This is a genomic window from Sanguibacter suaedae, assembly GCF_016342785.1.
GTDB lineage: Bacteria > Actinomycetota > Actinomycetes > Actinomycetales > Cellulomonadaceae > Sanguibacter > Sanguibacter suaedae.
The window spans coordinates 63,025-89,021 of record NZ_JAEINH010000001.1; the positions used below are offsets into that span (position 1 = coordinate 63,025).

The window sequence follows — 25,997 nt, forward strand, 5'->3', positions numbered from 1 at the left end:
CGGGAGGTCACCGCCGGACGGTGCGGATGACGCGCGAGCCGCCTGCGGGGACGACGTGACTGTCCTGCACCTCGCCGCCCGTCGGTGCGGCGCCGGTCGGCACGACCACGCCCGGGAGGGGCACGGTGACCGCCTCGTCCGTGTGGTTGAGGACGAACGTGTAGTCCGTCGTGCCGTCGGGCGTGGTGCGGCGCACCGTCTCGACGTCCGACGGGAGGGCGCGGTCGGGCGAGAGCCCGGCGTCCACGTACACCTCGTCGAGGAACGCGGTGAGCCCCTCGCCCGTGAGCCGGGTGGACACGTACCAGGCGGCGCCGTCCCCGAAGGAGTTCCGGGTGACCGCGGCCTGCCCGGCGGCCGGGCCGCCCTCGGTGCCCGACGCGTACGTCGAGACGACAGTGGCCTCGCGCACCGCGAGGTCGTCGGCCCACACGTCGGCGGTGACGCCCTCGAGGGCACCGCCCGACAGGCGCACCGTCTCGCCCTCGCGCAGCGGCAGGAACTCGTCCACGCCCACCCCGAGGACGTCGTCGAGCGACGCGAGGAACCCACCTGGACGCACCGCGTCGTGCTCGTCGACCACGCCCGAGAAGAACGACACGGCGAGCGTGCCGCCCGCCGACACGTACTCCCGGAGGTTCTGCGCGGCGGCGTCGGTGAGCAGGTACGACGCCGGGGCGAGGACCAGCCGGTACCCCGACAGGTCGGCCGTGGGGTGGACGACGTCGGTGGCGATCTTGTCGCGCCACAGCTGGTCGTAGAACGCGGTGATGCGCTCGCGGTGGGAGACGTCCTCGCTGGGGCGCCACTCGAGGTCCTGCGCCCAGAAGCTCTCCCAGTCCCAGAGGATCGCGACGTCGGGCCGGACCGTGGACCCCATGACCTCGGTGAGGCCGCCGAGGGTGGCCCCGAGCTCGGTGACCTCGCGGAACACGCGGCTCGACGCACCGGCGTGGGGCAGCATCGCCGAGTGGAACTTCTCCGCGCCCGAGCGGGAGGCGCGCCACTGGAAGAAGAGGATGGCGTCGGCGCCGCGGCCCATGTGGGACAGGGCGTTGCGGGCCATCTCGCCGCGCCGCTTGGCGACGTTGCGCGGCTGCCAGTTCACGCCCGACGTGGAGTGCTCCATGAGGATCCACGGCTTGCCGCCGGCGAGGGACCGGGTGAGGTCGGCGTCGAGGGCGAGGGTCACCTGGTTCCGCGGGTCGGCAGCGGTGAGGTAATGGTCGTTGCTCACGAGGTCGACCTCGGCGGCCCAGCGCCACAGGTCCATGGACGGGCACGACGTCGCCATGAAGTTCGTGGTCACGGGGATGCCGGGGGCGAGCTCGTGGAGGATGTCCCGCTCGGCGGTGAAGCACTCGAGGAGCGCGTCCGACGTGAAGCGGGCGAAGTCGAGCCGCTGGGCGGGGTTGACGACGCTCGCGGAGGCGGCGGGCGCACCGATGTGCTCCCAGTCGCCGTAGGACTGGCCCCAGAACGCGGTGCCCCAGGCGGTGTTCAGGGCGTCGAGCGTGCCGTAGCGGGCCCGGAGCCAGCGACGGAACGCGCGGACGCTGTGCTCGTCGTAGCTGTCGGAGACGGGGGCGCCGTACTCGTTGTGGACGTGCCACAGCGCCAGGGCGGGGTGCTTGCCGAACCGCTCGGCGAGCGCCCGGGTGATCCGCGCGCAGGCCTCGCGGTAGGCGGGTGACGAGGGGCTGGGCATACCGCGGGACCCGTGGCCGAGGGTGACGCCGTCGCGGGTGACGACGCGGGAGTCGGGGTGCGCGGCGTAGAACCAGGCGGGCGGGGCTGCGGTGGGTGTGCCGAGGTCGACGCGGATGCCGGCGGAGTGGAGGAGGTCGAGGAGGCGGTCGAGCCAGTCGAGGTCGAACCGGCCGGGCTCGGGCTCGAGGCGCGCCCAGGAGAAGATGCCGACGCTCACGAGGTTGACGCCGGCCTCGCGCATGAGGACGACGTCCTCCTTCCACACGTCCTCGGGCCACTGCTCGGGGTTGTAGTCCCCGCCGTAGCAGACGGCCTCGACGCCGGGCAGCCAGCCCGTGGGGGCTGCGGTCCGGGAGGACGGGTGGGTGGGTGTCTCGCTCATGACGCTCCTTGCCGATGTCGGCACTCGCTCGCGGGCTGCGCACACCGCTGTGCACGCTCACAGGCTCCGTCGGCACTGTGCAACAACGAGATAACACTACTTTTCTACGGTTGACAAACGTCCTCAGGGTGCCGGTACTGTGACCGGTCACAGCACATCGTCGTTCTGACGCACGGCGCCGTGCACGCCTCCGCAACGATGCGGTGGTCACCGACCAAGGAGGAACCATGCGCCTCACCGCAGGCACCCGCCTCGCCGCAGCCACCACCGCGGCAGCACTCACCTTCGGCCTCGCCGCCTGCTCGGGCGACGACTCGAGCGACGGCCCCGTCTCCCTGACCTTCTGGACGTGGGCCCCCGAGATGGAGGCCGTCGTCGACATCTGGAACGAGCAGAACCCCGACATCCAGGTGACGGTGAACAAGCAGGACGGCGGCGACGCCGCGGTCACCAAGCTCCTCACCGCCATCAAGGCCGGCTCAGGTGCCCCCGACCTCATGCAGGCCGAGTACCAGGCGATCCCGACGATGGTCTCCTCCGACGCCCTGGCCGACATCTCCGACGTCCTCGCCGACGATGTCGCCGGGCACTTCCCCGAGGGCGTCTGGAACGCCGTGACCCTCGGCTCCGACGCCGTGTACGCCGTGCCGCAGGACTCCGGGCCCATGCAGTTCTACTACCGCGCCGACGTCTTCGCCGAGCTCGGCCTCGAGGTCCCGACCACGTGGGACGAGTACGCCGACGTCGCCGCGCAGGTCCGCGCCGCCGACCCGTCGAAGTACCTCGGGACGTTCTCCGCCACCGACGCGGGCTGGTTCACGGGCCTCGCGCAGCAGGCCGGCGCGTCCTGGTGGAGCATAGACGGCGACTCGTGGGAGGTGTCCGTCGACGACGAGCCCACGCTCCGCGTCGCCGAGTACTGGGGCGGCCTCGTCGAGGAGGGCGTCATCGACAACAAGCCGATGTACACGCCCGAGTGGAACGCCGCGCTCAACGACGGCAGCCAGATCGGGTGGCTCAGCGCCGTCTGGGCACCGGGCGTCCTCGCCGGGAACGCCCCCGACACCGCGGGCCTGTGGGAGATGGCACCCATGCCGCAGTGGGACGCCGACGAGCCCGCCACCGGGAACTGGGGCGGTTCGGCCACGGCCGTGACCACCCAGTCCGAGCACCCGGAGGAGGCCGCGGAGTTCGTCACGTGGCTCAACACCTCACCCGAGGGTGTCGAGGCGCTGGCCGACATCTCCGGCATCTACCCCGCCGACTCCGCGGGCCAGGAGGCCCTGGGCGACTCCCCCGAGTTCTTCTCCAACCAGGAGGACTTCTACGAGATCGCCGCGCAGACCGCCTCGACGGCCGGCTCGTTCACGTACGGTCCCAACGTCAACGTCGCCTACTCGGCGTACAACGACCAGTTCGGGAAGGCCGCCGAGGCCCGCTCGAAGGCCGACTTCGTCGCCGCCGTCGAGACCATGCAGGAGACCACACGCAGCAACCTCGTGGACTCCGGCTTCTCCGTGGCGGACTGACCTCCACCTCACCTCCGGCCACCAGACCGGCGGGGCGCGGCACCCTTCCCCCGAGCGCCGCGTCCCGCCCCCACCCCTGGAGCACCATGCCCACGTCCCCGTCCCCAGCCCCCGTCCGCCGCCGCCGTGCGCAGCGCGGGCTCGCCGGCGCCCCCTGGATGTTCCTGGGGCCCGCCATCACGCTCTTCACGCTCTTCATGGCGCTGCCCATCGGGTACGCCGCCTACCTGAGCCTGCGCACGGTGAAGGTCAGCGGGCTGGGCCTCGGGTCCGGCGCCCGCACCGAGGTGTGGGCAGGGCTCGAGAACTACGGCCGCGCCCTCGCCGACTCCGAGTTCCTGGCCAGCGTCGGGCGCGTGGGCCTGTACGGCCTGGTGCTCGTCCCCACGATGATCGTCCTCGCGCTCCTCTTCGCCCTGCTCCTCGACTCGCGCGGGGCGCGCGCCACGGGCTTCTCGCGGATCTCGATCTTCCTGCCGTACGCGGTGCCCGCCGTGATCTCGTCGCTGCTGTGGGGGTTCCTGTACCTGCCCGCGGTGAGCCCGTTCTACTACGTCTTCGAGCAGCTGGGCTGGGACGCCCCGACGTTGCTGTCGTCGCGGTGGATCCTCTTCGCGATCGCGAACATCGCCCTGTGGGGTGGTGTGGGCTTCAACATGATCGTCATCTACACGGCCCTCAAGGCGATCCCCACGGACATCTACGAGGCTGCCCGCATCGACGGCGCGACGGAGCGGATGATCGCCCTGCGCATCAAGGTCCCGATCGTGCTGCCGTCGCTCATCATGACGTTCGTCTTCTCCATGATCGCCACGCTCCAGGTGTTCGCGGAACCGGTGACGCTGCGGCCGCTGACCAACACCATCTCCACCACGTGGTCCCCCCTCATGAAGGTGTACCGCGACGCGTTCACGCGGGACGACATCTACTCGGCCGCGGCCACGTCGATCATCATCGCCGCCGCGACCTTCATCCTCTCGTTCGGGTTCCTGCGCCTCGTGCAGAACCGCGCCTTCAACCAGGAGAAGTGACATGAGCGACCTCCTCGACCGGTCAGCGCCCGGGACCCCGATCGCCGCCCCGTCCGGCAAGGGCGGCGACCGCCGCGGCCGGGGGCACGACCGTCCCAGCTGGGCGGCCACCGGCATCCTGCTCATCGGGGCGCTCTACTGCCTCCTGCCCGTGGTGTGGGTGCTCGTCGCGTCGAGCAAGAGCGCGGCGGAGCTGTTCTCCACGTTCACGTTCGCCCCGTCGACGTTCCTCCTGGACAACGTCGCCGACCTCGCCGCCTACCGCGGCGGCCTGTTCTGGCGGTGGATGGCGAACACCGCCCTCTACGCGGGCGTCGGGGCGCTGCTGTCGACGATCGTGTCGGCGATGGCCGGGTACGGCCTGGCGAAGTACTCGTTCACCGGCAAGAAGGTCGTGTTCAACACGCTCCTCGCCGGGGTCCTCGTGCCCGCCGTCGTCCTCGCCATCCCGCAGTACCTGCTCTTCGCGCAGGTGGGGCTCACCAACACGTACTGGGCGGTGCTCCTGCCGAGCATCATCAGCCCGTACGGCATCTACCTGGCGCGCATCTACGCGGCGGCGGCCGTCCCGGACGACGTGGTCGAGGCCGCCCGCACGGACGGCGCCAAGGAGCTGAAGATCTTCCGCTCCATCGCGGTCCCCATGATGGCCCCGGGCCTGGTGACGGTGTTCCTCTTCCAGTTCGTCGGCATCTGGAACAACTACATGCTGCCGTACATCATGCTCGGCGACGACAAGCTGTTCCCCCTCACCGTGGGCCTGTCGGGCCTGCTCAACCAGGGGGCGTCGCAGCCCGCCATGTACACGTCCGTCATCACGGGTGCGCTGCTGTCGATCATCCCCCTCATCGCCCTGTTCCTCACGCTGCAGCGCTACTGGCAGGTCGACCTGGCCGCCGGCGCGGTGAAGAGCTGACGGTGGGTGCGGGGGCGGAGCCGGGGCGCGCGTCGTCCTGGCCTAGAGTCGGGGATCGTGGAGCCTGAGATGGAAGCTGGGACGGGACGCAAGCGTCCGACGATCCGCGACGTCGCGGCCGCGGCCGGGGTGTCGCGCGGGACGGTGTCGCGGGTCATCAACGGCGGTCACTGGGTGTCGCCGGAGGCGCTGGCCGCCGTGGAGGAGGCCATCCGCACCACCGGGTACTCCATGAACCAGCACGCGCGGTCGCTCGCGACGGGCCGCTCGAACTCGGTGGCGTTCCTCCTCACGGAGCCGCAGCACCTGCTGTTCGAGGACCCGAACTTCTCCATCCTCCTGCGGGGCGCCGCTGAGGCGTTGGCGCGGCGGAAGATGCCGCTGCTCCTCATGGTCGCGGGCACCCCGGAGGAGCGGCGCACCATCACGGAGTACATCACCGCGGGCCACGTCGACGGGGTGCTCCTCATCTCGTCGCACCAGGGCAACCCGATGGTGAAGTCGCTGCTGTCGCACGCGGTGCCGACCATCGCGTGCGGCGTGCCCATGGGGTACGAGGACGCCGTCGGGTTCGTGTCGGCGGACGACGCGGGTGGGGCGCGGAAGATGACCGAGCACCTGCTGTCCCGCGGTCGCACGCGGATCGCGACGGTCACCGGTCCGATGGACACCCCGGGCGGCACGATGCGCCTGCGCGGGTTCCGCGACGCCCTGGGCGACCTCTACGACCCTGCGCTCGTGGCGCACGCCGACTACACGCGCCAGGGCGGCAAGGACGCCATGCACGGTCTCCTCGCGGAGCACCCGGACATCGACGGGGTGTTCGTCGCGTCGGACCTCATGGCAGCCGGGGCGATGAGCGCCATCCGCGAGACGGGGCGCACCATCCCGGGCGACGTGTCCGTCGGCGGCTTCGACGACTCCGGCCTCGCCGCGACCCTGGATCCGCCGCTCACCACCATGCGCCAGCCGTTCGAGCGCATCAGCTCCGAGATGGTGCGCCTGCTCCTCGAGGTCATCGACGGCCAGGACCCCGCCGCCGTGACGCTCCCGACGTCCCTCGTGGAGCGCGAGAGCACCTAGCTCCCCTTCGGCACTCAGGCCGAGCGGCATGATGCGACGTATGGCCCGGTTTCCCGCGCCTCCCGTGCCAGGGGCCCTCGCGTGAGGGCTAGGGTGGGTGCCGCCTTCCCGGTCGGGCAAGGGTGTCGACGAGGAAGGTGCGTGGGATGAGCAGGACGACGACGACGAGGACCGCGGTCCGCGGGATCGTGGCAGCGACGGCTCTCGCCGTGCTTCTCGGGGCGTGCTCCGACAGCGAGACGCCCGCCCCGGCGGCCTCTTCCTCGGCCCCGTCGGAGAGCGCGAGCGCCGCCGAGGACACCGGGACCGACGCCTGCCCCGACCAGAACTCCATCACGGACGCCGCCGAGATGGAGACTTTCGCGACCGTCGGGGAGGTCACCGCGGCACAGGACGAGGGTGCCGCCGTCCACGGCCTCACGTGGCGCCACTACCTCCCGCTCACTGTGACGAACCCGCTCGACGCCGCCTGCCGGATCAACGTCGTGGTCTCCGTGACCGGGAGCGACGACGGCTACATGGACGGCGGCGGGACCGTGGTGCTCGAGCCGGGCCAGACGGCGGAGCTGCAGATCTTCGACCTGGACTCGGAGTTCACGTTCGACGGCGACTCCGAGGCTGCCGCCCCGACCGAGACCCTGGCGGCGACGGTGCACCAGGTGAGCACCGCCCCCGTGACCCACCACTACGACGCGGATGTCGAGTTCGGGGAGATCACGGGCGAGGGCGCAGCCGCTGTGCTCCCGGTGACGGTCACGAAGAACGGGGTCCTGGACGACGCCCCGGAGGGCGCGGGCGACGACATCCTCTTCATCGAGGGGCTCGACGGCTCAGGGTCGGTGGTCGGCAGGTTCGTCGCCACCCCCGACGGGTCGCTCGAGGTCGGCGGCACGGCCACGTACGACGTCCCGGCCACGCTCGCCGGGAACGGCGACGGCAACGGGTTCGCCTACCAGCCCCTGAGCGCGACGGAGGACATCGTCGAGTACCGCGTGGTCCTCTACCGACCCTCGCTCCTCAGGTAGGACCTCGCGCCCCCGGGGCGCGCGTGCCGCCCGTCCCTCAGGCTCCGACGGACACCGCGAGGCGGTTGCGCCAGGGGTCGTCGAACCTCAGGACGGCGTCGGGGGTGCCGGCACCGTCGACCTCGGCGCGGACGCCGTGGTGGGCGAGGCGGTCCGTGAGGGCGGCGACGTCGTCGGCGGTGGGGACCACGAGGGACACCTCGCCGAGGCCGAGGGTCACGGCGCGCGGCCCGGCGCCCATGGACCGCCACGTGTTCATCGCCATGTGGTGGTGGTAGCCGCCCGCGGACACGAACAGGGCGCTCGGCATCTCGGCGGTCGCCGCGAAGCCCAGGGTGTCCACGTAGAAGCGGCGGGCCGACTCCACGTCGCCCACCTGGAGGTGGACGTGCCCGACGGTCGCCGCCGAGGCCTGGGGGGCGTCGGCCGCGGCCGTGGTGAGGTGCTCCTGGACGAACGCGTTCGGGTCGAGGGGCAGGCTGTCCATGACGACGCAGTCACCGTCCCAGCGCCACTGGTCGCGCGGCCGGTCGACGTAGAGCTCGATGCCGTTGCCCTCCGGGTCGTCGAGGTAGAACGCCTCGGAGACGAGGTGGTCGGCGCTGCCCGTGTAGAGGGGTGCGGCGTGCTGGGCGACGCGGAGCATCGTCGCCGCGAGGTCGGTGCGGGTCTCGAAGAGGATCGCCGTGTGGAAGAGCCCCGCGGAGCCGCGCTGCGGCGCCGGCATGTCGGGCGCGTGCCGCAGGACGACGAGCGGCGTGGTCCCCCGGCCCAGGGTGACGACGCCGTCGCGGCGGTCCCCCGCGGCGGACGTGGCGCCCGGTGCGGCGTCGACCACGTCGAGCGCGATGGCCGTCGTGTAGAAGGCGACCATGGCGTCGAGGTCACGGACGTACAGGGTCACGGCGTCCATGGTGGTGGCGGCGGCCATGAGGTCGCCCGACGGCGTGCGAGGCGTCGGTGTGGCATCGAGGGCGGCGGCGCCGTTCGTGGCGCCGGGGACGATCATGGTGCGGCTCATGGGGACTCCTTCGGTGGAGCAACCAGTTCACCATTCAATAGTTGAGACGTCAAGCATTATGCTCGAGGCCGAGCCGGCGACCCGTCAGAGCCCGGGCAGCCCGGGCAGCCCGTCGATGCTCGTCGCGTTCTTCTGCGACCGGTACTCGGCCAACCCGTCCACGCCCTTCTTCTCGGCGGACTGACGCAGGAGGTCGCGCTCCTGGGTCACGACGTCCATGACCGGCACGCCCCAGCCGCACGAGTCGCTCACCCGGTCGACGTCGACGGTGATCACCGCGCGGGTGCTCACGTGCGAGGGGTGCAGTGCGACGACCTCCTCGAAGGCCGAGGTCCCCGGGAGGTGGACGTGCCCGAGGCCGTGCAGCCGCACGATCCGTGGGCGCTGGTCGAACGACGTGAACATGATGCAGATGCGACCGTTCTCACGCAGGTGGGCGATGGTCTCCACCCCACTGCCCGTGAGGTCCACCCAGCCCACGCGCCGCGGGCCCAGGACCGAGAACGAGTCCGCGCCCCGGGGCGAGACGTTGATGTGGCCGTCGGCCGCCAGCGGCGCGGTCGAGACGAACCACATCGGCTGCGCCGCGATCCAGCGCCGCAACGTGTCGTCGATCTCCTCGAAGAGCTTGCCCATGCCTGGACCCTAGCGGAGGGCCGTGCCGCAGTGAACGACGCGGCCGGTCATCGGGCCGCGGCCTCGATGTTCCGGCGCACCACCGGCACACCGGGCCCGTCGAGCTCGTCGAGGTACGCCTCACGCCCGGCCATGGCCATGACGAGGGCGAGCGTCGACCCGGTCACCAGCGGGCCGGAACCCGCCACGAACGGGCCGTCGTCGGCGCGCAGCTCGACGCCGGCGGCCATGGTGCGGCTGTTCACGGCGAAGTTCTCCCGAACATAGAAGTCGGCGACCGCGGTGAGCGCGTCGACCCCCGGCGTGCGGGCGATGCCGAGGGGGCGCCGGACGTCCTGGGCGTGGACGAGCACCTCGCCCAGGTAGGCGGCGGTGTGACCCGTGGGCGCCACCGTGCTGGTGACGACGGCACGGAACCGCTCGAAGGTCTCCGCGGGCGTCGCGCCGCGGTGCTCGGTCATGCGCCGCTGGTTGTGCACGTCGGTGCGGAAGCGCGCACCCACGATGCTCCGCAGCCACGCCCACCGGCCGGTGCTCGCCGCCGCGACGAGGTGCGCGACGACCTCCTCGACGTCCCACCGCCCGCACAGGGTGGCGTGCCGCCACTGCTCGGGCACCAGGTCGGCGAGGTCCTCCGCGAGCGCGGCGCGCTCCTCGTGGACGAACGCCCAGAGCTCGGTGTCGCTGCGGACCGGTCCGCCCGTCGTGCCGCTCATCGGTCACCCTCCTGCTGGGTCGTCGGGACGGGCTGTGCAGCGAGCACGAGGCGGGGCGCGCCCGGCCCGTCGAACCTCTCCTGCGGCACGGGGCGCCCGGAGACGGCGAGGAGCAGGTCGACCGCGTCGGCCGCCACGCCCTCTCCCGTTCCCCACGACTCGCCGGTGCTGCGGTCGACGAGGCGCAGCCCGGCGGCGCGCTCGCGCCCGCCCCCGAAAGTGACGGGGGTGCGGAGCTGGTAGGCGAGGGCCTGCGTGACGGCCCGCGCCGGGTAGGCGCCGGGGATGCCGAGGGGACGTCGGACGTCCTCGCCGTGGACGACGGCCTCGACGAGCCGGGTGGCGAGGTTCACGGGAGGGGTCCGGGTGAGGTCCACCGCGTCCCGGAGCGCGCCGAGCGTGGCCCGCGGGTCGTCGCGCTTGTGCCGGGCGATCCCCCGCGCGTTGGCGCGGTCGAAGTCCATGTGTGCGGCGAGGAGGTCGCGGACGAAGGAGACCCGCCCCGTGCGGGCGGTGTCGACGAGGTGCGCGACGACGTCGTGCACGTCCCAGCCGGGGCAGAGCGAGGGCGTGCGCCACGCCGCGTCCGACACCCCGGTGAGGTCGTCGAGGAGCCGTCGGCGTTCCGCGTGGACGTCCTCCCAGACCGTTGCTGCCCCTGCTCGCATGTCGTCTCCGTCTCTGGCGGGTCCGGCCACCGGGATCGGCGCTACGAACACTGAAGCAGACGCTACTGCAATCGTAGTACGATCTGTCAATGGCTTCTCGGCGGACGTACGGCTCCTACGACGACGGCTGCGCCGCCGCCCACGCGCTCGACCTCGTCGGCGAGCGGTGGACGCTCATCGTGGTCCGCGAGCTCCTCCTCGGCCCCAAGCGGTTCACCGACCTCCAGCGGGACGTCCTCGGGATCGGGCCGGCCGTCCTCACCCAGCGCCTGCACGACCTCGAGGACGTCGGGGTCGTCGACCGTCGCCGGCTCCCCGGCCCCGGCCGGGTCGAGGCGTACGGGCTCACCGCATGGGGCCACGAGCTCGAGGCCGTGAACACCGCGCTCTCCCGCTGGGCCGTCGCGTCCCCCACGCTGCCGCTCGAGGCCGGGATGAGCCCCGACACCGTGGTCCTCGCGATGCGCGCCCACGCCCGCCCGGTCCCCGGGCGCGGCCGGCGGGTGGCGGGCGAGCCCGGCGCGGCGGAGGAGCGCGTCGCGCTCCACCTCACCGACTCCCGGCGCCCCGGCGCGGAGCCCGTGACGTACCTGGCGCGCCTGACCGACGACGCCACCACCGTCGTGCGGTCGCCGGATCCCGGGCCGGTCGACGCCGAGGCATGGGCGACCACGACGGACTGGAAGGCGTGCATCATCGGTGGCGCGCCCCTCGAGGGCCTCCCCGACGTCCGGACCACGGGTAGCCCAGCCGCGGTCCGCAGGCTGATCGACGCGACCTGCCTCCAGGTGCGTCGCCCCTAGGGTGGGTGCATGGCCTCCGCTCCGCTGCGCACCGTCCGAGAGCACCAGCAGCGCGCCCTCGCCCTGTGCTCCCCGCTGCCCGCCCACCGCATGCCGCTCGGCGACGCCCACGGGCTCGTCCTCGCCTCGCCCGTGGTGGCAGCCACGGACACCCCGCCGTTCGACAACTCCGCGATGGACGGCTTCGCGGTCCACGCCGGCGACGTCACGGGCGCCTCGCCCGACGCGCCCGTGACGCTCCGCGTGGTGGGCGACGTCCCCGCCGGGTCACCCACCGACCCGCCCCTCCGGCCCGGCGAGGCCGTCCGCATCATGACCGGGGCGCCCCTCCCGACGGACGCCACGGCCGTCGTGCCCGTCGAGCACACCGACGTGCCCACGGGTCCCGGCGACCTGCCCGCGCACGTCGCGGTCCGGGCGGCTGCCGCGCCCGGGGTCCACGTCCGCCGCGCCGGGGAGGACACCCGTGCCGGGGACGTCGTCCTCGACGAGGGTGCGGTCCTCACAGCGCGCGCCGTCGCGGCCGCCGCGAGCGCCGGCTGCCCCGAGGTGACCGTCCGTCCGCGCCCGTGCGTGGGGATCCTGTCGACGGGGACGGAGCTCGTCACCCCGGGGACGCCCCTGGAGCGCGGGCAGATCCCCGACTCCAACTCCTACCTCCTCGCGGCCGCCGTCGAGGAGGCCGGCGGGATCGCGGTGCGTGTGGGCGGGGTCGGCGACGACGCCGCGTCCTTCGCGGCCGCGCTCACCCAGCTCGCGGCGAGCGTCGACCTCGTGGTCACCACGGGTGGTGTGAGCGTCGGGGCGTTCGACGTGGTCCGCGAGGTCCTCGACGCCGCGGGGGACGTGGAGTTCGTGCCCGTGGCCATGCAGCCCGGCAAGCCCCAGGGTCTCGGCACGTGGCAGGGCACCCCCGTCATCACGCTGCCGGGCAACCCGGTGAGCGCGTTCGTGTCGTTCGAGGCGTTCGTGCGGCCCGTGCTGCGGCGCCTCGCGGGGCACGCCGACGAGCACCGCCCCACCGTGGTCCTGCGCGCCGTCGAGGGCTGGCGGTCGCCGCCCGGGCGCGAGCAGCACATGCCCGTGCGCACCGTCGACGGTGGCGTGGTCCCGGCCACCGGGCGCGGCTCCGGGTCGCACCTCGTGGCGAGCCTCGCGCTCGCCGACGGGCTGGCCGTGGTGCCCGCCGACACCACCGAGGTGGTGGCGGGCGACGACGTGACCGTGGTGCTCCTGCCGTGACGCACGACGCGGTGGTCCTCGCGGGTGGCCGGGGGCAGCGGATCGGCGGGGACAAGCCGGCCGTCGTGGTCGCCGGGCGGCGCCTGCTCGACCACGCCCTCGACGCGGTGCACGACGCGCGGGCCGTGGTGGTCGTCGGCCCGGAGGGCGTCCTGGGCGCGGGCGCCGCGACCCCGGGCATCGGGGTCACGCAGGAGGACCCGCCGTACGGCGGACCCGTGGCGGGGATCGCCGCGGGACTCGCGTGGCTCGACGAGCACGTGCCGCTCGACGCCGACCGCCCCGTGCTGCTCCTCGCGTGCGACGTCCCGTGGGCACGCCGGCTGGTGCCGCGTCTGCTCGACGCGTGGTCGGCGCGCACCGACGGCACCGAGGGCGTGCACGTCGAGGCGGACGGGCGCGCCCAGTGGCTCGTCGGCGTGTACTCGCGGGCGGCGCTGCGACGCGCGGTCCGCGGGGTGGTCGGCGAGCCGGGCGGTCTCCGGGACGCGCCGGTGCGCCGGCTCGTCGGGCACCTCGCGCTCGCCACGGTCGACGACCCGGACGGCCTGAGCCTCGACGTGGACACGTGGGACGATGTCGAGCGCACGGCTCGCCGCCTCGAGGAGGACTCCGCACCATGACCGACCTCACCACCCCCGGCACGGACGGCGCGACCGACCCAGCCGAATCGACCCTCCCCGCGTGGGTCGACGCCCTCGCCGCTGAGCTCGGCATCGATCCGGCCGTCGTCGACCTCAAGGGGGTCCTCGACGTGGCGCGCGACGCCGCGCACAACGTCGAGCGCCCGGCAGCCCCCCTGACGACGTTCATGGTCGGGTACGCGGCCGGGGTGAGCGGCCGGCCGGTCGCGGACGTCCTCGCGGTCGCGAGCGCTCTCGCGCTGCGCAGCGCGGACCAGCAGCCCGGCATCACCGGCTGACGGCCCGGCGGAGCAGCCCTCCCACCCGGCGCGTCAGCCGCCGACGTACGCCGCGAGGTGCTCCCCGGTGATCGTGGACCGCGCGGCCACGAGGTCCGCGGGCGTGCCCTCGAAGACGACGCGCCCGCCGTCGTGCCCGGCGCCGGGACCGAGGTCGATGATCCAGTCGGCGTGGGCCATGACGGCCTGGTGGTGCTCGACGACGACGACCGTCCTGCCGGAGTCGACGAGGCGGTCGAGGAGGCCCAGAAGGTTCTCCACGTCCGCGAGGTGCAGGCCCGTCGTGGGCTCGTCGAGGACGTAGACACCGCCGTCGCCCCCCATGTGGGTGGCGAGGCGCAGCCGCTGCCGCTCACCGCCCGACAGGGTGGTGAGCGGCTGGCCGAGGCGCAGGTACCCGAGGCCGACGTCGGCGAGCCGGTCGAGGACGGTCCGCGCGGCCGGGATGCGGGTCTCCCCAGACCCGAAGAGCTCGAGCGCCTCGGTGACGGGCATCTCGAGGACCTCGGCGATGTTCCTGCCGCCCAGCCGGTAGTCGAGGACCTCGGCCCGGAAGCGTCGGCCCTCGCACTCCTCGCACGTGGTGGCGACGGTCTCCATGACCCCGAGCTCGGTGTACACCACCCCGGCCCCGTTGCACGTGGGGCACGCGCCCTCGGAGTTGGCGCTGAACAGGGCGGGCTTGACGCCGTTGGCCTTGGCGAACGCCTTGCGGACGGGCTCGAGGAGACCCGTGTACGTGGCGGGGTTGGAGCGTCGGGAACCCCGGATGGCGCCCTGGTCCACGACCACCACACCGTCGCGGCGCGCGAGGTTCCCGTGGATGAGGGAGCTCTTGCCCGACCCGGCGACGCCGGTGACGACCGTGAGGACACCGGTGGGGACGTCCACGTCCACGTCCTGGAGGTTGTTCTGCCGTGCGCCCCGGATCTCGAGGGCACCCGTGGGTTCACGAACGGTGTCCTTGACCTTCGCGCGGTCGTCGAGGTGGCGCCCGGTGAGGGTGCCGCTGCTGCGCAGCCCGTCGACGGGGCCCTCGTAGCAGAGCGTCCCACCGGCGTTGCCGGCCCCGGGTCCGAGGTCGACGACGTGGTCGGCGATCTCGATCGTCTCCGGCTTGTGCTCGACGACGAGGACGGTGTTGCCCTTGTCCCGCAGCTGCAGGAGGAGGGCGTTCATGCGCTGCACGTCGTGCGGGTGCAGCCCGATGGTGGGCTCGTCGAAGATGTACGTGACGTCCGTGAGCGCGGACCCGAGGTGGCGGATCATCTTGGTGCGCTGCGACTCCCCGCCCGAGAGGGACCCTGCGGGCCGGTCGAGGGACAGGTACCCGAGGCCGATGTCGACGAACGAGTCGAGCGTCGCGGAGAGCGTGGACAGCAGGGGGGCGACGGACGGCTCGTCGAGGCCGCGCACCCACGCGGCGAGGTCGCTGATCTGCATTGCGCACGCCTCGGCGATGCTGATCCCGGCGACCTTCGAGGACCGCGCGCCCTCGTTGAGGCGGGTGCCGTCGCACTCCGGGCACCGCGTGAAGGTCACGGCCCGGTCGACGAAGGCCCGCACGTGCGGCTGCATCGCCTCGCGGTCCTTGGACAGGATGGACTTCTGCAGCTTGGGGATGAGCCCCTCGTAGGTGACGTTGATGCCGTCGGCCTTGATCTTGGTGGGTTCCTTGTGGAGGAGGTCGTCGAGCTCGCGCCTGGTGAAGTCGCGGATCGGCTTGTCGGGGTCGAAGAACCCGCTGTTCGAGTAGATCCGTCCGTACCAGCCGTCGGCGCTGTACCCGGGGATGGTGAAGGGCCCCTCGGCGAGGGACTTCGAGTCGTCGTACAGCTGGGTGAGGTCGATGTCCGTCACCCGGCCCGTGCCCTCGCACCGGGGGCACATGCCCCCGGTGACGGTGAACTCGCGACGCTCCTTGACGGACCGGCCGCCCGTCTCGAACGTCACCGCGCCCGCCCCGCTCATGGACGCCACGTTGAACGAGAACGCCTGCGGGGAGCCGACGTGCGGGTCCCCCAGCCGGCTGAACAGGATGCGCAGGAGGGCGTTCGCGTCGGTCGCGGTGCCCACCGTGGACCGCGGGTTGGCACCCATGCGCTCCTGGTCGACGACGATGGCCGTGGTGAGGCCCTCGAGGACGTCCACGTCGGGCCTGGACTGCGACGGCATGAAGCCCTGGAGGAACGCGCTGTACGTCTCGTTGATCATGCGCCGCGACTCCGCGGCGACGGTCGCGAACACCAGGGAGCTCTTCCCGGACCCGGACACCCCGGTGAAGACGGTGAGCCGTCGCTTGGGGATCTCGACGCTCACGTCGCGGAGGTTGTTCTCCCGCGCCCCCTGCACCCGCAGGACGTCGTGGCTGTCGGCGGCGTGGATCTCCTGCGCTCGGCTGGTCACCTCCTGATCGTGCCACCCCAGGCTCCACCTGCACAGGGTGCGTGCCCGGATGACCGTGCCCGGGCGACGTCAGTAGACGAAGATCGCGAACAGCTCCGGGACGTTCGCGTGGACGATCGCCATGAAGACGATCGCGTCGAACAGCAGGTGGACGATGAGCACGAGCGTGAGGGACCGGGTGCGCGTGAAGATCAGGCCCTGGAGCAGCGCGAACGGGATGGTGAGCGCGGGCCCCCACTCGCGGTAGCCGAGCTCCCAGAGGAACGACACGAAGATCGTGGCCTGCAGGAGGTTCGCCTGCCACGCCGGGAAGTGCCGCAGCAGCAGCGTGAAGCAGATGCAGATGAAGAACAGCTCGTCCCACGTGCCCACGGCGTTGACACCCACGAAGAACCGGGCGAGCTCGTCGCTCTCGGTGAGCGTCGGCCAGTTCTCGTACGCCCCGGACCGGATGAAGTAGAACGGCAGGATCGCCCATCCGAGGAGCGGGACGGCCACGAGGTACACCTTCTCGCTCCTGGGCCACCGCTCGCCGGTGCGCCACGGGAAGCGGATCGCCTTCCTGCGGAACACGAACCGGTCCACGAGGAAAGGGACGAGGACGGCGAGCGTCAGCGCCGTCCCGATCGCCACGAACCTCGGCCACGACACGTCGGCCTCCATCGAGGTGGTGCTCACGATCACGATGCCGAGCCCGATGAGCGACAGGTCACGACACAGGCCGCGGTCGACGAGGTAAGCACCCAGCAGGCTGAGCAGCAGGACCACGTACCCGTGGGGCCGCAGGTGCACCCCGAAGAGGAGGACGGCCGACGCGGAGACGCCGACCGCCGGCAGCAGCAGCCGGATCGAGGGACGGTGCAGGTCAGGTGTCGTGTCCACGCCCCAAGCATGCCGTGGGGCGGGCCGGACGTCGCGGCGGCGTCTTTGTGCACGGCCGCGGATCTTCTACACTCCACATCGTCGCCGACGCGCGCGGCACGAGAGCAAGGAACACCATGGTCGCCTCTCCCACGGACCGCGCGAGGGACGTTCTCGGACCGCAGCCCGCACCGGGCACCACCCCGCCGGACGAGGACGGCACCCGCACAGCGGTGCCCCAGCTCGAGGCGATGCCCACCGCGTACTTCACCCTCGACGCGTCGTGGCGCTTCACGTACGTCAACGCCGCCGGGGAACGCCTCCTGGCCTCCTCGCGCGACGACCTCGTCGGGGGGGTCGTGTGGGACCTGTTCCCGGAGGCCGTCGGCTCCGACTTCGAGACCTACTACCGCCGCGCGGTGCGCACCGGCCAGCCCGTGAGCTTCGAGGCGCACTACCCGGAACCGCTGGACATGACGTACGACGTGCACGCGTGGCCCGGCCCCGACGGGCTCGGCGTGTACTTCCAGGACATCACCGCACGCCGCCGCACGGAGCTGGCCGCCGAACGCCACGCCCGCCGTGACGCGTTGCTCTCCGAGGTCGGCACCTGCCTCTCCGGCACGCTCGACGCCACGCAGGCCCTCGACCGCCTCGCCGACGTCCTCGTCCCCACGCTCGCCGACTGGTGCGTCGTGACGCTCGTCGAGGACCACCCCGACGGCAACCCGCGCCGCCTCAGGGACATCGGGACCGCGCACCACGACGCGTCGGCCCGACCGCTCGTCGAGCGCTACGCGTCCCTGCGGGTCGCGGCCCTCACCGACGACTCCTTCGTCATGCGCACCCTCCGCCGTGGTGGGGTGACCCGCGTCCCCGGCAACGCCACCGACTCGATCCGGGCCGTCCTGCGGCCCGGCGAGGCACGGGACCTCATCACCGAGCTCGCCCCCGACACCGCCACCGTCCTCGCCCTCGAGGGCAGGGGGCGACCCACGGGGCTCATCACCCTCTTCAACGGCCCCGACCGCGGGCCGCTGCCCGACGACGACCTCGCCCTCGCGCAGGACGTCGCGGCCCGCGCCGGGCTGGCCCTCGACAACATGCGCCTCTACCGGCAGCAGCGCAGGCTCGCCGAGGGCCTGCAGAGGTCCCTGCTCACGGCACCGGTCCAGCCCGACCACCTGCAGATCTCCGTGCGGTACGTCCCCGCGACGGAGGCCGCCCAGGTGGGCGGCGACTGGTACGACGCGTTCCTGCAGCGCAGCGGTGACACCGTCCTCGTCATCGGGGACGTCGTCGGGCACGACATCGCCGCCGCCGCGAAGATGGGCGAGATCCGGTCCATGCTCCGCGGCATCGCCGTGGCCACCGGCGCCGGACCGGCCGAGCTCCTCCGCGAGGTCGACCTCACCCTCGAGACCCTCCGGTCTGAGGTGGTGGCCACCACCGTCGTCGCGCGCATCGAGCAGTCCGCGGAGCAGGAACCACGCAGCGAACGGACCGTCCGCTGGTCCAACGCCGGCCACCCACCGCCCATGGTCGTGCGCGCCGACGGGAAGGTGGAGGCACTCACCGCTGAACGGACGAACCTCCTCCTCGGCATCACGTCCGCCGCGCCGCGCACCGAGTCCACGGCGATCCTCGAGGCCGGGTCCACCGTCCTCTTCTACACGGACGGCCTCGTGGAGCGCCGCGACCGGTCCCTCGCCCTCGGCCAGGCGGCGCTCGTCACCGCGCTGGAGAGCGTCGCCGAGCTGGAGCTCGAGGACCTCTGCGACGAGGTCCTCCTCCGGATGCTCCCCCCCAACCGGCAGGACGACATCGCCATCGTCGCCGTGCGCCTCCACCCTCAGGACGGCCCACGTCCACCGGAGGCGGGCCCCAACGCGGTGCCCGACGACGTCCCCGACGACGTCCCCGACGACCCCACCGCCCCATGACGCTCCGCCGCTCCCTGGGGACGCCCGACGCCGTCGTCATCGGTCTGTCGTCCATGCTCGGTGCCGGTGTCTTCGCCGTCCTCGGCCCCGCGACGGCCTCCGCCGGCGCCGGGATCCTCGTCGCCCTCGCCGTCGCCGCCGTCGTCGCCCTGTGCAACGCCTGCTCCACCGCCCAGCTCGCCGCACAGCACCCCACCTCCGGGGGGACGTACGCATACGGGCGCGCACAGCTGGGGCCGTGGCCCGGGTTCGTCGCCGGGTGGTGCTTCGTCGTCGGCAAGACCGCGAGCTGCGCCGCCATGGCCCTCACGTTCGCCGCGTACACCGTCCCCGCGGACTGGCAGCGCCCGGCCGCCGCGCTCGCCGTTGTCGCGCTCGGTGCCGTGAACCTGCGGGGCATCACCCGGACGGCGCGGACCGCCCGGGTGATCCTCGTGGTCGTCCTCGCTGCCCTCGCCGTCGCGGTCGCGGCGGGCCTCACGGGGGCGACCTCCGGGGTCGAGACCTTCGGGACCTCCGGCACGTCCTGGTACGGGGTCCTCCAGGCCGCGGGGCTGCTGTTCTTCGCGTTCGCGGGGTACGCGCGTGTCGCGACGCTCGGCGAGGAGGTCCGCGACCCGCGACGGACCATCCCGCGCGCCGTCCTCGTCGCCCTCGGCCTCACCCTGGTGCTCTACGTCGTCGTGCTCCTCGCCGCACTGCGCACCCTCGGCGTCGACGCGCTGGGCGGCTCCGTCGCCCCCTTGGCCGACGTGGCCACCGCGCGCGGATGGGGCTGGGCCGTCCCGGTGCTCGCCGTCGGCGCGGCCGCCGCGTCCCTCGGCGCCCTGCTGGCGCTGCTCGCCGGGATCGGGCGGACCGCCCTCGCGATGGCCCGCGAGGGCGACCTGCCCCGCCCGCTGGCCGCCGTGCACCCGCGGTTCGGGGTCCCGCACCGTGCCGAGGTCGCCGTGGCCCTCGCCGCCGTCGCCCTCGTCCTCGTCGCCGACCTCCGCGAGGCCATCGGGTTCTCCTCCTTCGGGGTCCTGCTCTACTACCTCGTCGCGAACCTCTCCGCACTCACCCAGGCGCCCGAGAACCGGCTCTTCCCCCGCGCGCTCGGGGTGGTCGGTGCCGTCGGGTGCGTCACGCTCGTCGCCACGCTGCCCGTGGCCTCCGTGGTCGGCGGCGTGGTGCTCGTCGCGACGGGCGTCGTCTACCGGCTCGTCATCACCCGGGGATCGCGGGGTCGGGCGCCAGGAGAGCGGACCGGACGAGGTCCAGGACCTCGGCGTCGCTGATGCCCTCGGAGCGCGCCGTGGCGACGAGCTGACGCGCGACCTCGTGCGACCGGCCGGCCGGGCGCGTCGGTGCGGTCACGACGGTGCCGAGGCGACGACGGGTGCTGACGAGCCCTGCGGCCTCGAGCTCACGGTAAGCCCGCGCGACGGTGCCTCCCGCGATGCCGAGGTCGGCGGCCAAGGTACGCACGGTGGGCAGTCGGTCACCCTCGCTCAGCGCGCCTGCGGTGATCAGCGCACCGATCTGCGCGCGGATCTGCTCGTAGTGCGGGGTGCTGGAGTCCAGGTCGACGGCGATCCTCACGACGGGACCGCCACGGCGAGCGGGGAGGGCCGGTCACGCCGTCGTCCGAACAGCGGGGTGATGGTGACGATCAGGCCCGCCAGCAGGACGGTGACCGCCAGGACCACGAGCCCGGAGCCGAGGCGCTGCTGGCCCAGCGACTGATGGACCGTCCCCGCCACGTGCAGGACGCCAGCCACCGTGAGCGCGAGCGCCAGCTGCACGCCTCGAGCAACGTGTCCCGCGGAGCGGCGTCGCAGGTGCAGGTCCCACTCGGCGGAGACCCCGACGACCGCAGGACGCAGGGCGATCAGACGCAGCACCAGCTCGGTCGCGACGACCGTCACGATGATCGCCGTCCCGAGGAGCACCCCGTAGTACGACCCCGGATAGGGACCGATCTCCTGCGTGTCCAGGCCGACCGACCTGATCATGGTCCGAGGACCATCAGCGACCATCGCGAAGATCACGAGCAGCAGCACCCCTGCCCCGGCCCACAGGAGCACGAGCCGGCGCGGCCAGGCCGGAGCGACGTCGGCAGCTCCGCGTCGGGTCAGTTCCGCCTCACGGACGACGCCCGACGGCCGGGGCCACGTCAGCTGACCGACCGCCTGCGCGACCAGCAGCGAGACTGCGCCGAGGATGGGCAACAGGGCCAGGACCCTTCCGTCCCGCCAGGGCACGACACCGAGCACCGCACCCCCGATCAACCACAGCAGGACCGCAGCCATCACGGCCGCCCCCACGACAGAGGCCAAGGTCGTGTGCCGGTTGGCCCTCGTGGCCGCCTGGGACGCCGTCGGGGTCCGACGGGCGTCCCAGAGCAGCACGGCCAGGACACCTGCCAGGACCAGGACGACCGACCCGAGATAGATCACCGCCGTCGTCCACGTGACGCATATGGACCCCGCCGTGACGCTGACGCACACGTTCCCACCGTCGAACCACACGTTGCCTCCCCTATTGATCATGATCAATGAACAATAGGGGGATTGCGAAGAGGAGGTCAATAGGCCCCGCGGGCAGAACGCGCCGCTCGCCGATGTCAGCCCGCGTCGCGGTACGCGCGGCCCGCCTCGGTGGGCGTCGTCGGGTCGGTGTACAACCCGTACGGGACGGAGTCGTCGACGGCGGGCAGCCCGAACCAGGCGTAGCGCTCGACGAACGGGCGCTGCTCCATGCCCGCAGTGGTGCCCTCGATGAACGTGGTGAGCTGCGGGCCCGTGGGGTACGTGCGCTCGGCGCCGAAGCCCATGAGCCCGTACTCGGTGACCCACACGGGCAGGCCGTAGCGGGCGTGCACGGCGTCGACGTACCCGAGGAACTGGTCCACCGCGGCGGGCGAGAAGTCGGAGCCGTACCAGTGGAGGGTGATGAAGTCGACGCGCATCCCCTGCTCCTGCGCACCGGTCATGAACCGGTCGAGCCACCCGCCCGGGGTGTCCGCGCCCCACGCCATCGCGGGGCTGCCCAGCCGCAGGCCGGTCGCCTCGAGCCGCGGCCACGCCGCGAGCGCCTCCTCGACGCTCATGCCGGACTGCTCGGCGAGGTCGGGCTCGTTGAACCCGAGGAGCACCTCGCCCTCGGACGCGGCCTTCGCGAGGGTCTCGTCGGTGACGGCGTCACGCCCCCAGATCATGGGGACGAACTCCGCGCCGGGCGGGGCGGGCATGGTGTCGTCCGAGGGAGACCAGTTGTAGTACCAGGAGGCGCCGACGTCGTCGAGGGCACCGGTGACCCCGGACCACTCCCACGTGGCGACGCCCTTCTTGGCCGACGACGCGGCGGGCGCGGGCGCGGGTGCGGGGGCGGCCTCCACGGGAGGCGCGGGGGGTTGTTCGGCCTCCGGGACGGGGACCACCTCGGGAGCCTCCGGTGTCTCCGGCGCCTCGGTCGGTGCAGGCTTCGGAACGCCGGTGGGGGCGGGAGCCTCGGTCGCGTCCAGGGAGGGCGCCGGTGACGTCGAGGCGTCCTGCGCCGCGGTGGTCATGGGCGCGGGCGGCTCCGCACGCTGCACGGCGACCGCCGTCCCGCCCCCGGCGACGACGGCCACGGTGACGGCCGCGACGAGCGCCTTGGTCGTCGTCGAGACACCTGCTGCGGTTCCCGTGCCCGGCAGGCCCTGCATGCCCACCGTCCTGGTGGCGCCGTCGGGCCCGGCGAGGACGCTCGCCCACGACACACCGTCGGCGGGGGCGGTGCCGCCGAGTGCGTCGACGAGGATCTCGTCCCCGAGCGCGAGCGGGACGGGCACGAGCGCGAGACCCGCGAGGAGGCGCTCTGCGGGCACCAGACCCGACCCTGCGGAGCCGCAGTCCCGGCAGCCGCGCACGTGCCGCACCACGCGCTTGCGCAGCAGCGCGTCGGGCCGCCCGTCCCAGCGGGCCGTGAGGTCGTCGAGCCCGCCGCACGAGGACGAGGCGCCGAGGACCCGCACGACGGTGCGCGCCTCGTCGAGACGCTTCTTCATGCGTTGGACACGCACGGCGGTGTGCGCGCGGCTCACGCCCGTGGCGCGCACGAGGTCGTCGCGCGTGAGGTGCCCGGAGGTCTCGAGCCACCACAGGGAGAGGAGCTCGCGGGTCTCGTCGTCGAGCCACCGGGTGGCCTCCGCGACCTCGCGGCGCTGGCCCGTGAGCTCGAGGCGCGCGACGGTGACGTCGGCGAAGTCCGCAGCGGGGTCCTGCACCTCGTCCACGGGGAGGGCCTGCGGCGCCGTGGCGCGGGTGCGCGAGCGCTCGCGCACCTGACGGACGGTGATCGCGGCGAGCCACGCCCGGAACGACGCGGGCTCGCGCAGGTCACCGAGGCCGCGCAGCACCCGGAGCATCGTGTCCTGCACGACGTCGTCGACGTCCGCGTGCCCGCGCAGGGCTCGGCCCACGATGGAGTAGACGAGGGGCAGGCTCACGGCGACAAGCCGGTCGACCGCCTCGGGGTCACCGGCGCGGGCCGCCACCACGGTCGCCGTATCGGTCGAGAACACCATCGCTCGGACCTCCTGTGTCGTCGAGGATCGTACGTGCCGGCACGGACCGGTCACGCACAGGGAGACGGCGCAGGTGCGGGCGGATAACAGGAATGCGCGACACCGGACGGCGGGAGGCGACGCCGGGTCAGCGCTCGCGCGACCGCCAGGCCCGCCACGCCTCGGCGACGGGCGGCACGACGATCCCCTGCTCGGCGAGGTCCCGGCGGACGCCGCGCCGGGACACCAGGAGCCCGACGCACGCCACCACCCAGGGGACGGCGACCACGGACATGGCGACCCGGAAGTCGTCGAGGGTGTACTCGCCCGAGGGGCGCACGGCGTCGAGGACGAGCCCGATCGCGAAGATCGTCACGAGCGCCCCCACGAAGGCCCCCATGTTCGCGAGCCCGGTGGCGGCCCCGAGGCGCTCGGGCGGGTTGGAGGTCCGCACGAAGTCGAAACCGATCATGGACCCCGGGCCGCCGATCGCCAGGGCCGCCACGAAGAGCACGAGGACCCACAGGGGGCGCGGCGTCGACGGGACGAGGACCATGATCCAGCCCAGCGCACCGATCACGGAGATGCCGAGCACCAGCCACGAGCGGCGCAACGGGTGACGGGCGGTGAGCTCACCCAGGACGGGACCGGCGACGATGCCCACGACGACGCTCAGGGACAGCAGCGCCCCGGCGGTGCCGGGCGTGACGCCCTGCCCGAGGACGAGGAACGGGTAACCCCACAGGAGCACGAACGCGTTGAGGCCGTAGGCGGCGATCATGTGGGAGAAGAACCCGAGCCACGTGCCGTGCGTCCGGGCGGCGGCCCGGAGCTGGCCCTTGCCGGGCGGCCCGGGCGACGGGGACGGGACGGCGGGCGTGGCGCCCGGGCTGTCGCGCACCACGGCCCACACGAGGACCGAGACCACGCCACCGGCGCAAGCGAGGACCACGAAGGCCGTGGTCCACGTGGTGCCGTGGAGGAGCACCACGAAGGGCACGGCCGACACGATCTGCCCGAGCTGCCCGAGGAGCCCCGTGAGCTGGGTGACGACGGGCACCCGCCGCGGCGCGAACCACGACGGCACCAGGCGCAGGAGCGACACGAACGTCGTGGCGTCCCCGGCGCCGATGAGGACGCGCGCGGCGAGCGCGAGGGGCACCGTGTCCGCGAGCGCCATGCCGAGCTGCCCGGCGGCCATGAGGGCAGCTCCCCCGGCGACGAGGCGGCGGGGGCCGAGACGGTCGAGGAGCACGCCGACGGGGATCTGGGCGGAGGCGTACACCGCGATCTGGACGACGGTGAACGTGGAGAGCACTGCTGCGGTGACGTCGAACCGGTCGACGGCGTCGAGGCCGGCGACACCCAGGGACGTGCGGTGCACGACGGCGACGACGTACGCGACGATGGCCGTCCCCCAGACGAGGAGGGCGCGGCCGAGGGGCCCGGGCGACGTGTCGGTGGGTGTCACCAGCGGTCCTGGGTGGTGCGTGTCGGTCGCTCGTGGCGCATGCTGCCATCGTCCCAGGGACGGGGCGCGGGCGCGGCTCGACGTGCCCGGGGCGGCCGTCGTCCCGGATGTGACCCTGGCCTCGTCCGTCTACGCTCGGTGGGCATGGGAACCCCGACTCGACGCCCGCGGGTGTGCGTCCTCGCGCTCATGCCGCTGCTCACCGTGACGATCGAGGCGGCGAGCCGCCCCGGTGACACGGAGGTCCACGTCCATGCGGGCGGGCAGGGGCCGTGGTTGGCGCGGATGGCGCACTCGCTCGGCGTCGACGTGGTGCTGTGCGGGCCGTTCGGCGGGGAGAACGGGGCGCTCGTGGAGCACCTGGTCCGTGAGGAGGGCATCGTGGTGCGCGCGACCCCGGGCAGGGGCACGGGCGCGTACGTCCACGACCGCCGGGAGGGCGACCGTGACGAGCTGGCGTCGGTGCGGCCCGTCACCCTGGACCGCCACGAGCTGGACGACCTGTACAGCGCGACCCTCGTCGAGGCGCTCGAGGCCGACGTCCTGGTCCTCACCGGCGACGACGCGGGCCTGGTCCCGGCGTCGTTCCTGGGGCGCATCGCCGGTGACGCGCGGGCTGCGGGGATCACGGTGGTGTCGGACCTCTCGGGCGACCAGGCGGCGGCCGTGGCGGACGTCGAGGGGACGATCCTCAAGATGAGCCACTCCGAGCTGGCCGAGGGCGGCTTCGCATCGGGCACGGAGGTCGAGGAGCTCGTCGAGGGCGCACGGGGGCTGCTGCGCCGCGGTGCGGCGGTCGTCATGGTGTCCCGGGCCGACGAGCCGTCGCTCGCGGTCACGGGCGACCGCGTGGTGGAGGTGTCCGTCCCCGACGTGTCGCCGGCGGACCACCGCGGCGCGGGCGACTCCATGACGGCGGGCATCAGCGTGGGCCTCGCCCGCGGCGACGCCCTGGAGGACGCGCTGCGCCTGGGGGCGGCGGCGGGCGTGCTCAACGCGACGCGGCACGGGCTCGGCACGGGCGGCGGGGACGACGTCGACCGTCTCGCGGGGCACGTGACGGTGACCCCACGGGACTGACGACGACCGAGACGGTACGGA

23 protein-coding genes are annotated in these 25,997 nt (G+C 73.1%); 12 read left to right on the top strand and 11 right to left on the bottom strand.

The features are described from left to right. Positions 1 to 7: 7 nt before the first annotated feature. Positions 8 to 2,092 (bottom strand): beta-galactosidase, encoded by a 2,085-nt coding sequence (locus JAV76_RS00325; protein WP_198732031.1) that lies wholly within the window; start codon positions 2,090 to 2,092, stop codon positions 8 to 10. Between the two features lie 227 nt (positions 2,093 to 2,319). Here JAV76_RS00325 and JAV76_RS00330 point away from each other — a divergent pair, with 227 nt between their 5' ends. The 5 genes from JAV76_RS00330 (at position 2,320) to JAV76_RS00350 (ending at position 7,676) form a co-directional block, all read left to right on the top strand. After that, on the top strand, positions 2,320 to 3,621 hold the full coding sequence (locus tag JAV76_RS00330; RefSeq protein ID WP_198732032.1) for an ABC transporter substrate-binding protein: 1,302 nt from the start codon (positions 2,320 to 2,322) through the stop codon (positions 3,619 to 3,621). 86 nt (positions 3,622 to 3,707) lie between these two features. Next, on the top strand, positions 3,708 to 4,652 hold the full coding sequence (locus JAV76_RS00335) for a carbohydrate ABC transporter permease (RefSeq protein ID WP_372402927.1): 945 nt from the start codon (positions 3,708 to 3,710) through the stop codon (positions 4,650 to 4,652). A 1-nt stretch (position 4,653) separates the two neighbouring features. Next, positions 4,654 to 5,568, top strand: a complete 915-nt coding sequence (locus JAV76_RS00340) for a carbohydrate ABC transporter permease (RefSeq protein WP_198732033.1) — start codon at positions 4,654 to 4,656, stop codon at positions 5,566 to 5,568. 69 nt (positions 5,569 to 5,637) lie between these two features. Continuing rightward, entirely contained in the window at positions 5,638 to 6,651 is a 1,014-nt protein-coding gene (locus JAV76_RS00345; protein ID WP_198732034.1) for a LacI family DNA-binding transcriptional regulator, read from the top strand. A 146-nt stretch (positions 6,652 to 6,797) separates the two neighbouring features. Next, on the top strand, positions 6,798 to 7,676 hold the full coding sequence (locus JAV76_RS00350; RefSeq protein WP_198732035.1) for a hypothetical protein: 879 nt from the start codon (positions 6,798 to 6,800) through the stop codon (positions 7,674 to 7,676). Positions 7,677 to 7,713: 37 nt separating this feature from the next. Here JAV76_RS00350 and JAV76_RS00355 read toward each other — a convergent pair whose 3' ends face one another. From JAV76_RS00355 to JAV76_RS00370, 4 genes are all read right to left on the bottom strand, one after another. Continuing rightward, complete coding sequence (locus JAV76_RS00355) at positions 7,714 to 8,607, bottom strand: VOC family protein (protein ID WP_198732404.1); 894 nt, start codon at positions 8,605 to 8,607, stop codon at positions 7,714 to 7,716. 174 nt (positions 8,608 to 8,781) lie between these two features. Next, positions 8,782 to 9,333 carry a pyridoxamine 5'-phosphate oxidase family protein gene (locus JAV76_RS00360; protein WP_198732036.1) on the bottom strand — a complete coding sequence of 184 codons (552 nt, stop codon included), beginning with the start codon at positions 9,331 to 9,333 and terminating at the stop codon, positions 8,782 to 8,784. 47 nt (positions 9,334 to 9,380) lie between these two features. After that, the gene (locus JAV76_RS00365) at positions 9,381 to 10,049 is read right to left on the bottom strand and encodes a maleylpyruvate isomerase family mycothiol-dependent enzyme (protein WP_198732037.1); all 669 of its coding nucleotides are present in this window, start codon (positions 10,047 to 10,049) and stop codon (positions 9,381 to 9,383) included. After that, entirely contained in the window at positions 10,046 to 10,717 is a 672-nt protein-coding gene (locus JAV76_RS00370) for a maleylpyruvate isomerase family mycothiol-dependent enzyme (protein ID WP_198732038.1), read from the bottom strand. Before JAV76_RS00370 ends, JAV76_RS00365 begins: the two co-directional genes overlap by 4 nt. 89 nt (positions 10,718 to 10,806) lie before the next feature. On the opposite strand from JAV76_RS00370, the gene JAV76_RS00375 reads away from it, so the two are divergent. Genes JAV76_RS00375 through JAV76_RS00390 form a run of 4 tightly spaced genes read left to right on the top strand, consistent with a single transcriptional unit; the run spans position 10,807 to position 13,684 of the window. Next, the gene (locus tag JAV76_RS00375) at positions 10,807 to 11,520 is read left to right on the top strand and encodes a winged helix-turn-helix transcriptional regulator (RefSeq protein ID WP_198732039.1); all 714 of its coding nucleotides are present in this window, start codon (positions 10,807 to 10,809) and stop codon (positions 11,518 to 11,520) included. A 9-nt stretch (positions 11,521 to 11,529) separates the two neighbouring features. After that, positions 11,530 to 12,762: a molybdopterin molybdotransferase MoeA gene (locus JAV76_RS00380; RefSeq protein ID WP_198732040.1), complete on the top strand. Its 1,233-nt coding sequence runs from the start codon at positions 11,530 to 11,532 to the stop codon at positions 12,760 to 12,762. Then, complete coding sequence (gene mobA, locus JAV76_RS00385; protein ID WP_198732041.1) at positions 12,759 to 13,385, top strand: molybdenum cofactor guanylyltransferase; 627 nt, start codon at positions 12,759 to 12,761, stop codon at positions 13,383 to 13,385. Before JAV76_RS00380 ends, mobA begins: the two co-directional genes overlap by 4 nt. Next, positions 13,382 to 13,684, top strand: a complete 303-nt coding sequence (locus JAV76_RS00390) for a DUF6457 domain-containing protein (protein WP_198732042.1) — start codon at positions 13,382 to 13,384, stop codon at positions 13,682 to 13,684. Before mobA ends, JAV76_RS00390 begins: the two co-directional genes overlap by 4 nt. Positions 13,685 to 13,717: 33 nt before the next feature. Here the strand turns inward: JAV76_RS00390 and JAV76_RS00395 are convergent, their stop codons facing one another. Both JAV76_RS00395 and JAV76_RS00400 read right to left on the bottom strand, forming a co-directional pair. Next, positions 13,718 to 16,090: an ATP-binding cassette domain-containing protein gene (locus JAV76_RS00395; protein WP_198732043.1), complete on the bottom strand. Its 2,373-nt coding sequence runs from the start codon at positions 16,088 to 16,090 to the stop codon at positions 13,718 to 13,720. Between the two features lie 69 nt (positions 16,091 to 16,159). Continuing rightward, positions 16,160 to 16,972 (bottom strand): CPBP family intramembrane glutamic endopeptidase, encoded by an 813-nt coding sequence (locus JAV76_RS00400; RefSeq protein WP_198732044.1) that lies wholly within the window; start codon positions 16,970 to 16,972, stop codon positions 16,160 to 16,162. A gap of 116 nt (positions 16,973 to 17,088) precedes the next feature. On the opposite strand from JAV76_RS00400, the gene JAV76_RS00405 reads away from it, so the two are divergent. Together JAV76_RS00405 and JAV76_RS00410 are read left to right on the top strand one after the other, a co-directional pair. Then, entirely contained in the window at positions 17,089 to 18,894 is a 1,806-nt protein-coding gene (locus JAV76_RS00405) for a SpoIIE family protein phosphatase (RefSeq protein WP_230401675.1), read from the top strand. Beyond that, complete coding sequence (locus JAV76_RS00410) at positions 18,891 to 20,174, top strand: APC family permease (protein WP_198732045.1); 1,284 nt, start codon at positions 18,891 to 18,893, stop codon at positions 20,172 to 20,174. The genes JAV76_RS00405 and JAV76_RS00410 overlap by 4 nt, the downstream gene beginning before the upstream one ends. Here JAV76_RS00410 and JAV76_RS00415 read toward each other — a convergent pair. From JAV76_RS00415 to JAV76_RS00430, 4 genes are all read right to left on the bottom strand, one after another. Next, positions 20,104 to 20,478, bottom strand: coding sequence for a GntR family transcriptional regulator (locus tag JAV76_RS00415; RefSeq protein ID WP_198732046.1), 375 nt, complete (start codon positions 20,476 to 20,478; stop codon positions 20,104 to 20,106). The genes JAV76_RS00410 and JAV76_RS00415 overlap by 71 nt on opposite strands. After that, the gene (locus JAV76_RS00420; RefSeq protein ID WP_198732047.1) at positions 20,475 to 21,428 is read right to left on the bottom strand and encodes a hypothetical protein; all 954 of its coding nucleotides are present in this window, start codon (positions 21,426 to 21,428) and stop codon (positions 20,475 to 20,477) included. The genes JAV76_RS00415 and JAV76_RS00420 overlap by 4 nt, the downstream gene beginning before the upstream one ends. Positions 21,429 to 21,502: 74 nt before the next feature. Next, positions 21,503 to 23,446: a sigma-70 family RNA polymerase sigma factor gene (locus JAV76_RS00425; RefSeq protein ID WP_198732048.1), complete on the bottom strand. Its 1,944-nt coding sequence runs from the start codon at positions 23,444 to 23,446 to the stop codon at positions 21,503 to 21,505. Between the two features lie 127 nt (positions 23,447 to 23,573). Continuing rightward, positions 23,574 to 24,896 (bottom strand): MFS transporter, encoded by a 1,323-nt coding sequence (locus tag JAV76_RS00430; protein ID WP_198732049.1) that lies wholly within the window; start codon positions 24,894 to 24,896, stop codon positions 23,574 to 23,576. A gap of 144 nt (positions 24,897 to 25,040) precedes the next feature. Between JAV76_RS00430 and JAV76_RS00435 the strand changes: the two genes are divergently transcribed. Beyond that, the gene (locus JAV76_RS00435; protein ID WP_198732050.1) at positions 25,041 to 25,976 is read left to right on the top strand and encodes a 1-phosphofructokinase family hexose kinase; all 936 of its coding nucleotides are present in this window, start codon (positions 25,041 to 25,043) and stop codon (positions 25,974 to 25,976) included. Positions 25,977 to 25,997: the final 21 nt, after the last annotated feature.

Excerpts from the sequence above, each read along its gene's own strand:
- JAV76_RS00325 (WP_198732031.1), bottom strand. The coding sequence starts at position 2,092 with ATGAGCGAGACACCCACCCACCCGTCCTCCCGGACCGCAGCCCCCACG.
- JAV76_RS00365 (WP_198732037.1), bottom strand. The coding sequence starts at position 10,049 with ATGAGCGGCACGACGGGCGGACCGGTCCGCAGCGACACCGAGCTCTGG.
- JAV76_RS00380 (WP_198732040.1), top strand. The coding sequence starts at position 11,530 with ATGGCCTCCGCTCCGCTGCGCACCGTCCGAGAGCACCAGCAGCGCGCC.
- JAV76_RS00330 (WP_198732032.1), top strand. The coding sequence starts at position 2,320 with ATGCGCCTCACCGCAGGCACCCGCCTCGCCGCAGCCACCACCGCGGCA.
- JAV76_RS00355 (WP_198732404.1), bottom strand. The coding sequence starts at position 8,607 with ATGGCCGCCGCCACCACCATGGACGCCGTGACCCTGTACGTCCGTGAC.
- JAV76_RS00360 (WP_198732036.1), bottom strand. The coding sequence starts at position 9,333 with ATGGGCAAGCTCTTCGAGGAGATCGACGACACGTTGCGGCGCTGGATC.
- JAV76_RS00350 (WP_198732035.1), top strand. The coding sequence starts at position 6,798 with ATGAGCAGGACGACGACGACGAGGACCGCGGTCCGCGGGATCGTGGCA.
- JAV76_RS00405 (WP_230401675.1), top strand. The coding sequence starts at position 17,089 with ATGGTCGCCTCTCCCACGGACCGCGCGAGGGACGTTCTCGGACCGCAG.
- JAV76_RS00345 (WP_198732034.1), top strand. The coding sequence starts at position 5,638 with ATGGAAGCTGGGACGGGACGCAAGCGTCCGACGATCCGCGACGTCGCG.
- JAV76_RS00370 (WP_198732038.1), bottom strand. The coding sequence starts at position 10,717 with ATGCGAGCAGGGGCAGCAACGGTCTGGGAGGACGTCCACGCGGAACGC.
- JAV76_RS00410 (WP_198732045.1), top strand. The coding sequence starts at position 18,891 with ATGACGCTCCGCCGCTCCCTGGGGACGCCCGACGCCGTCGTCATCGGT.
- JAV76_RS00335 (WP_372402927.1), top strand. The coding sequence starts at position 3,708 with ATGCCCACGTCCCCGTCCCCAGCCCCCGTCCGCCGCCGCCGTGCGCAG.
- JAV76_RS00340 (WP_198732033.1), top strand. The coding sequence starts at position 4,654 with ATGAGCGACCTCCTCGACCGGTCAGCGCCCGGGACCCCGATCGCCGCC.
- JAV76_RS00390 (WP_198732042.1), top strand. The coding sequence starts at position 13,382 with ATGACCGACCTCACCACCCCCGGCACGGACGGCGCGACCGACCCAGCC.
- JAV76_RS00375 (WP_198732039.1), top strand. The coding sequence starts at position 10,807 with ATGGCTTCTCGGCGGACGTACGGCTCCTACGACGACGGCTGCGCCGCC.
- JAV76_RS00425 (WP_198732048.1), bottom strand. The coding sequence starts at position 23,446 with ATGGTGTTCTCGACCGATACGGCGACCGTGGTGGCGGCCCGCGCCGGT.
- JAV76_RS00420 (WP_198732047.1), bottom strand. The coding sequence starts at position 21,428 with ATGATCAATAGGGGAGGCAACGTGTGGTTCGACGGTGGGAACGTGTGC.
- JAV76_RS00435 (WP_198732050.1), top strand. The coding sequence starts at position 25,041 with ATGGGAACCCCGACTCGACGCCCGCGGGTGTGCGTCCTCGCGCTCATG.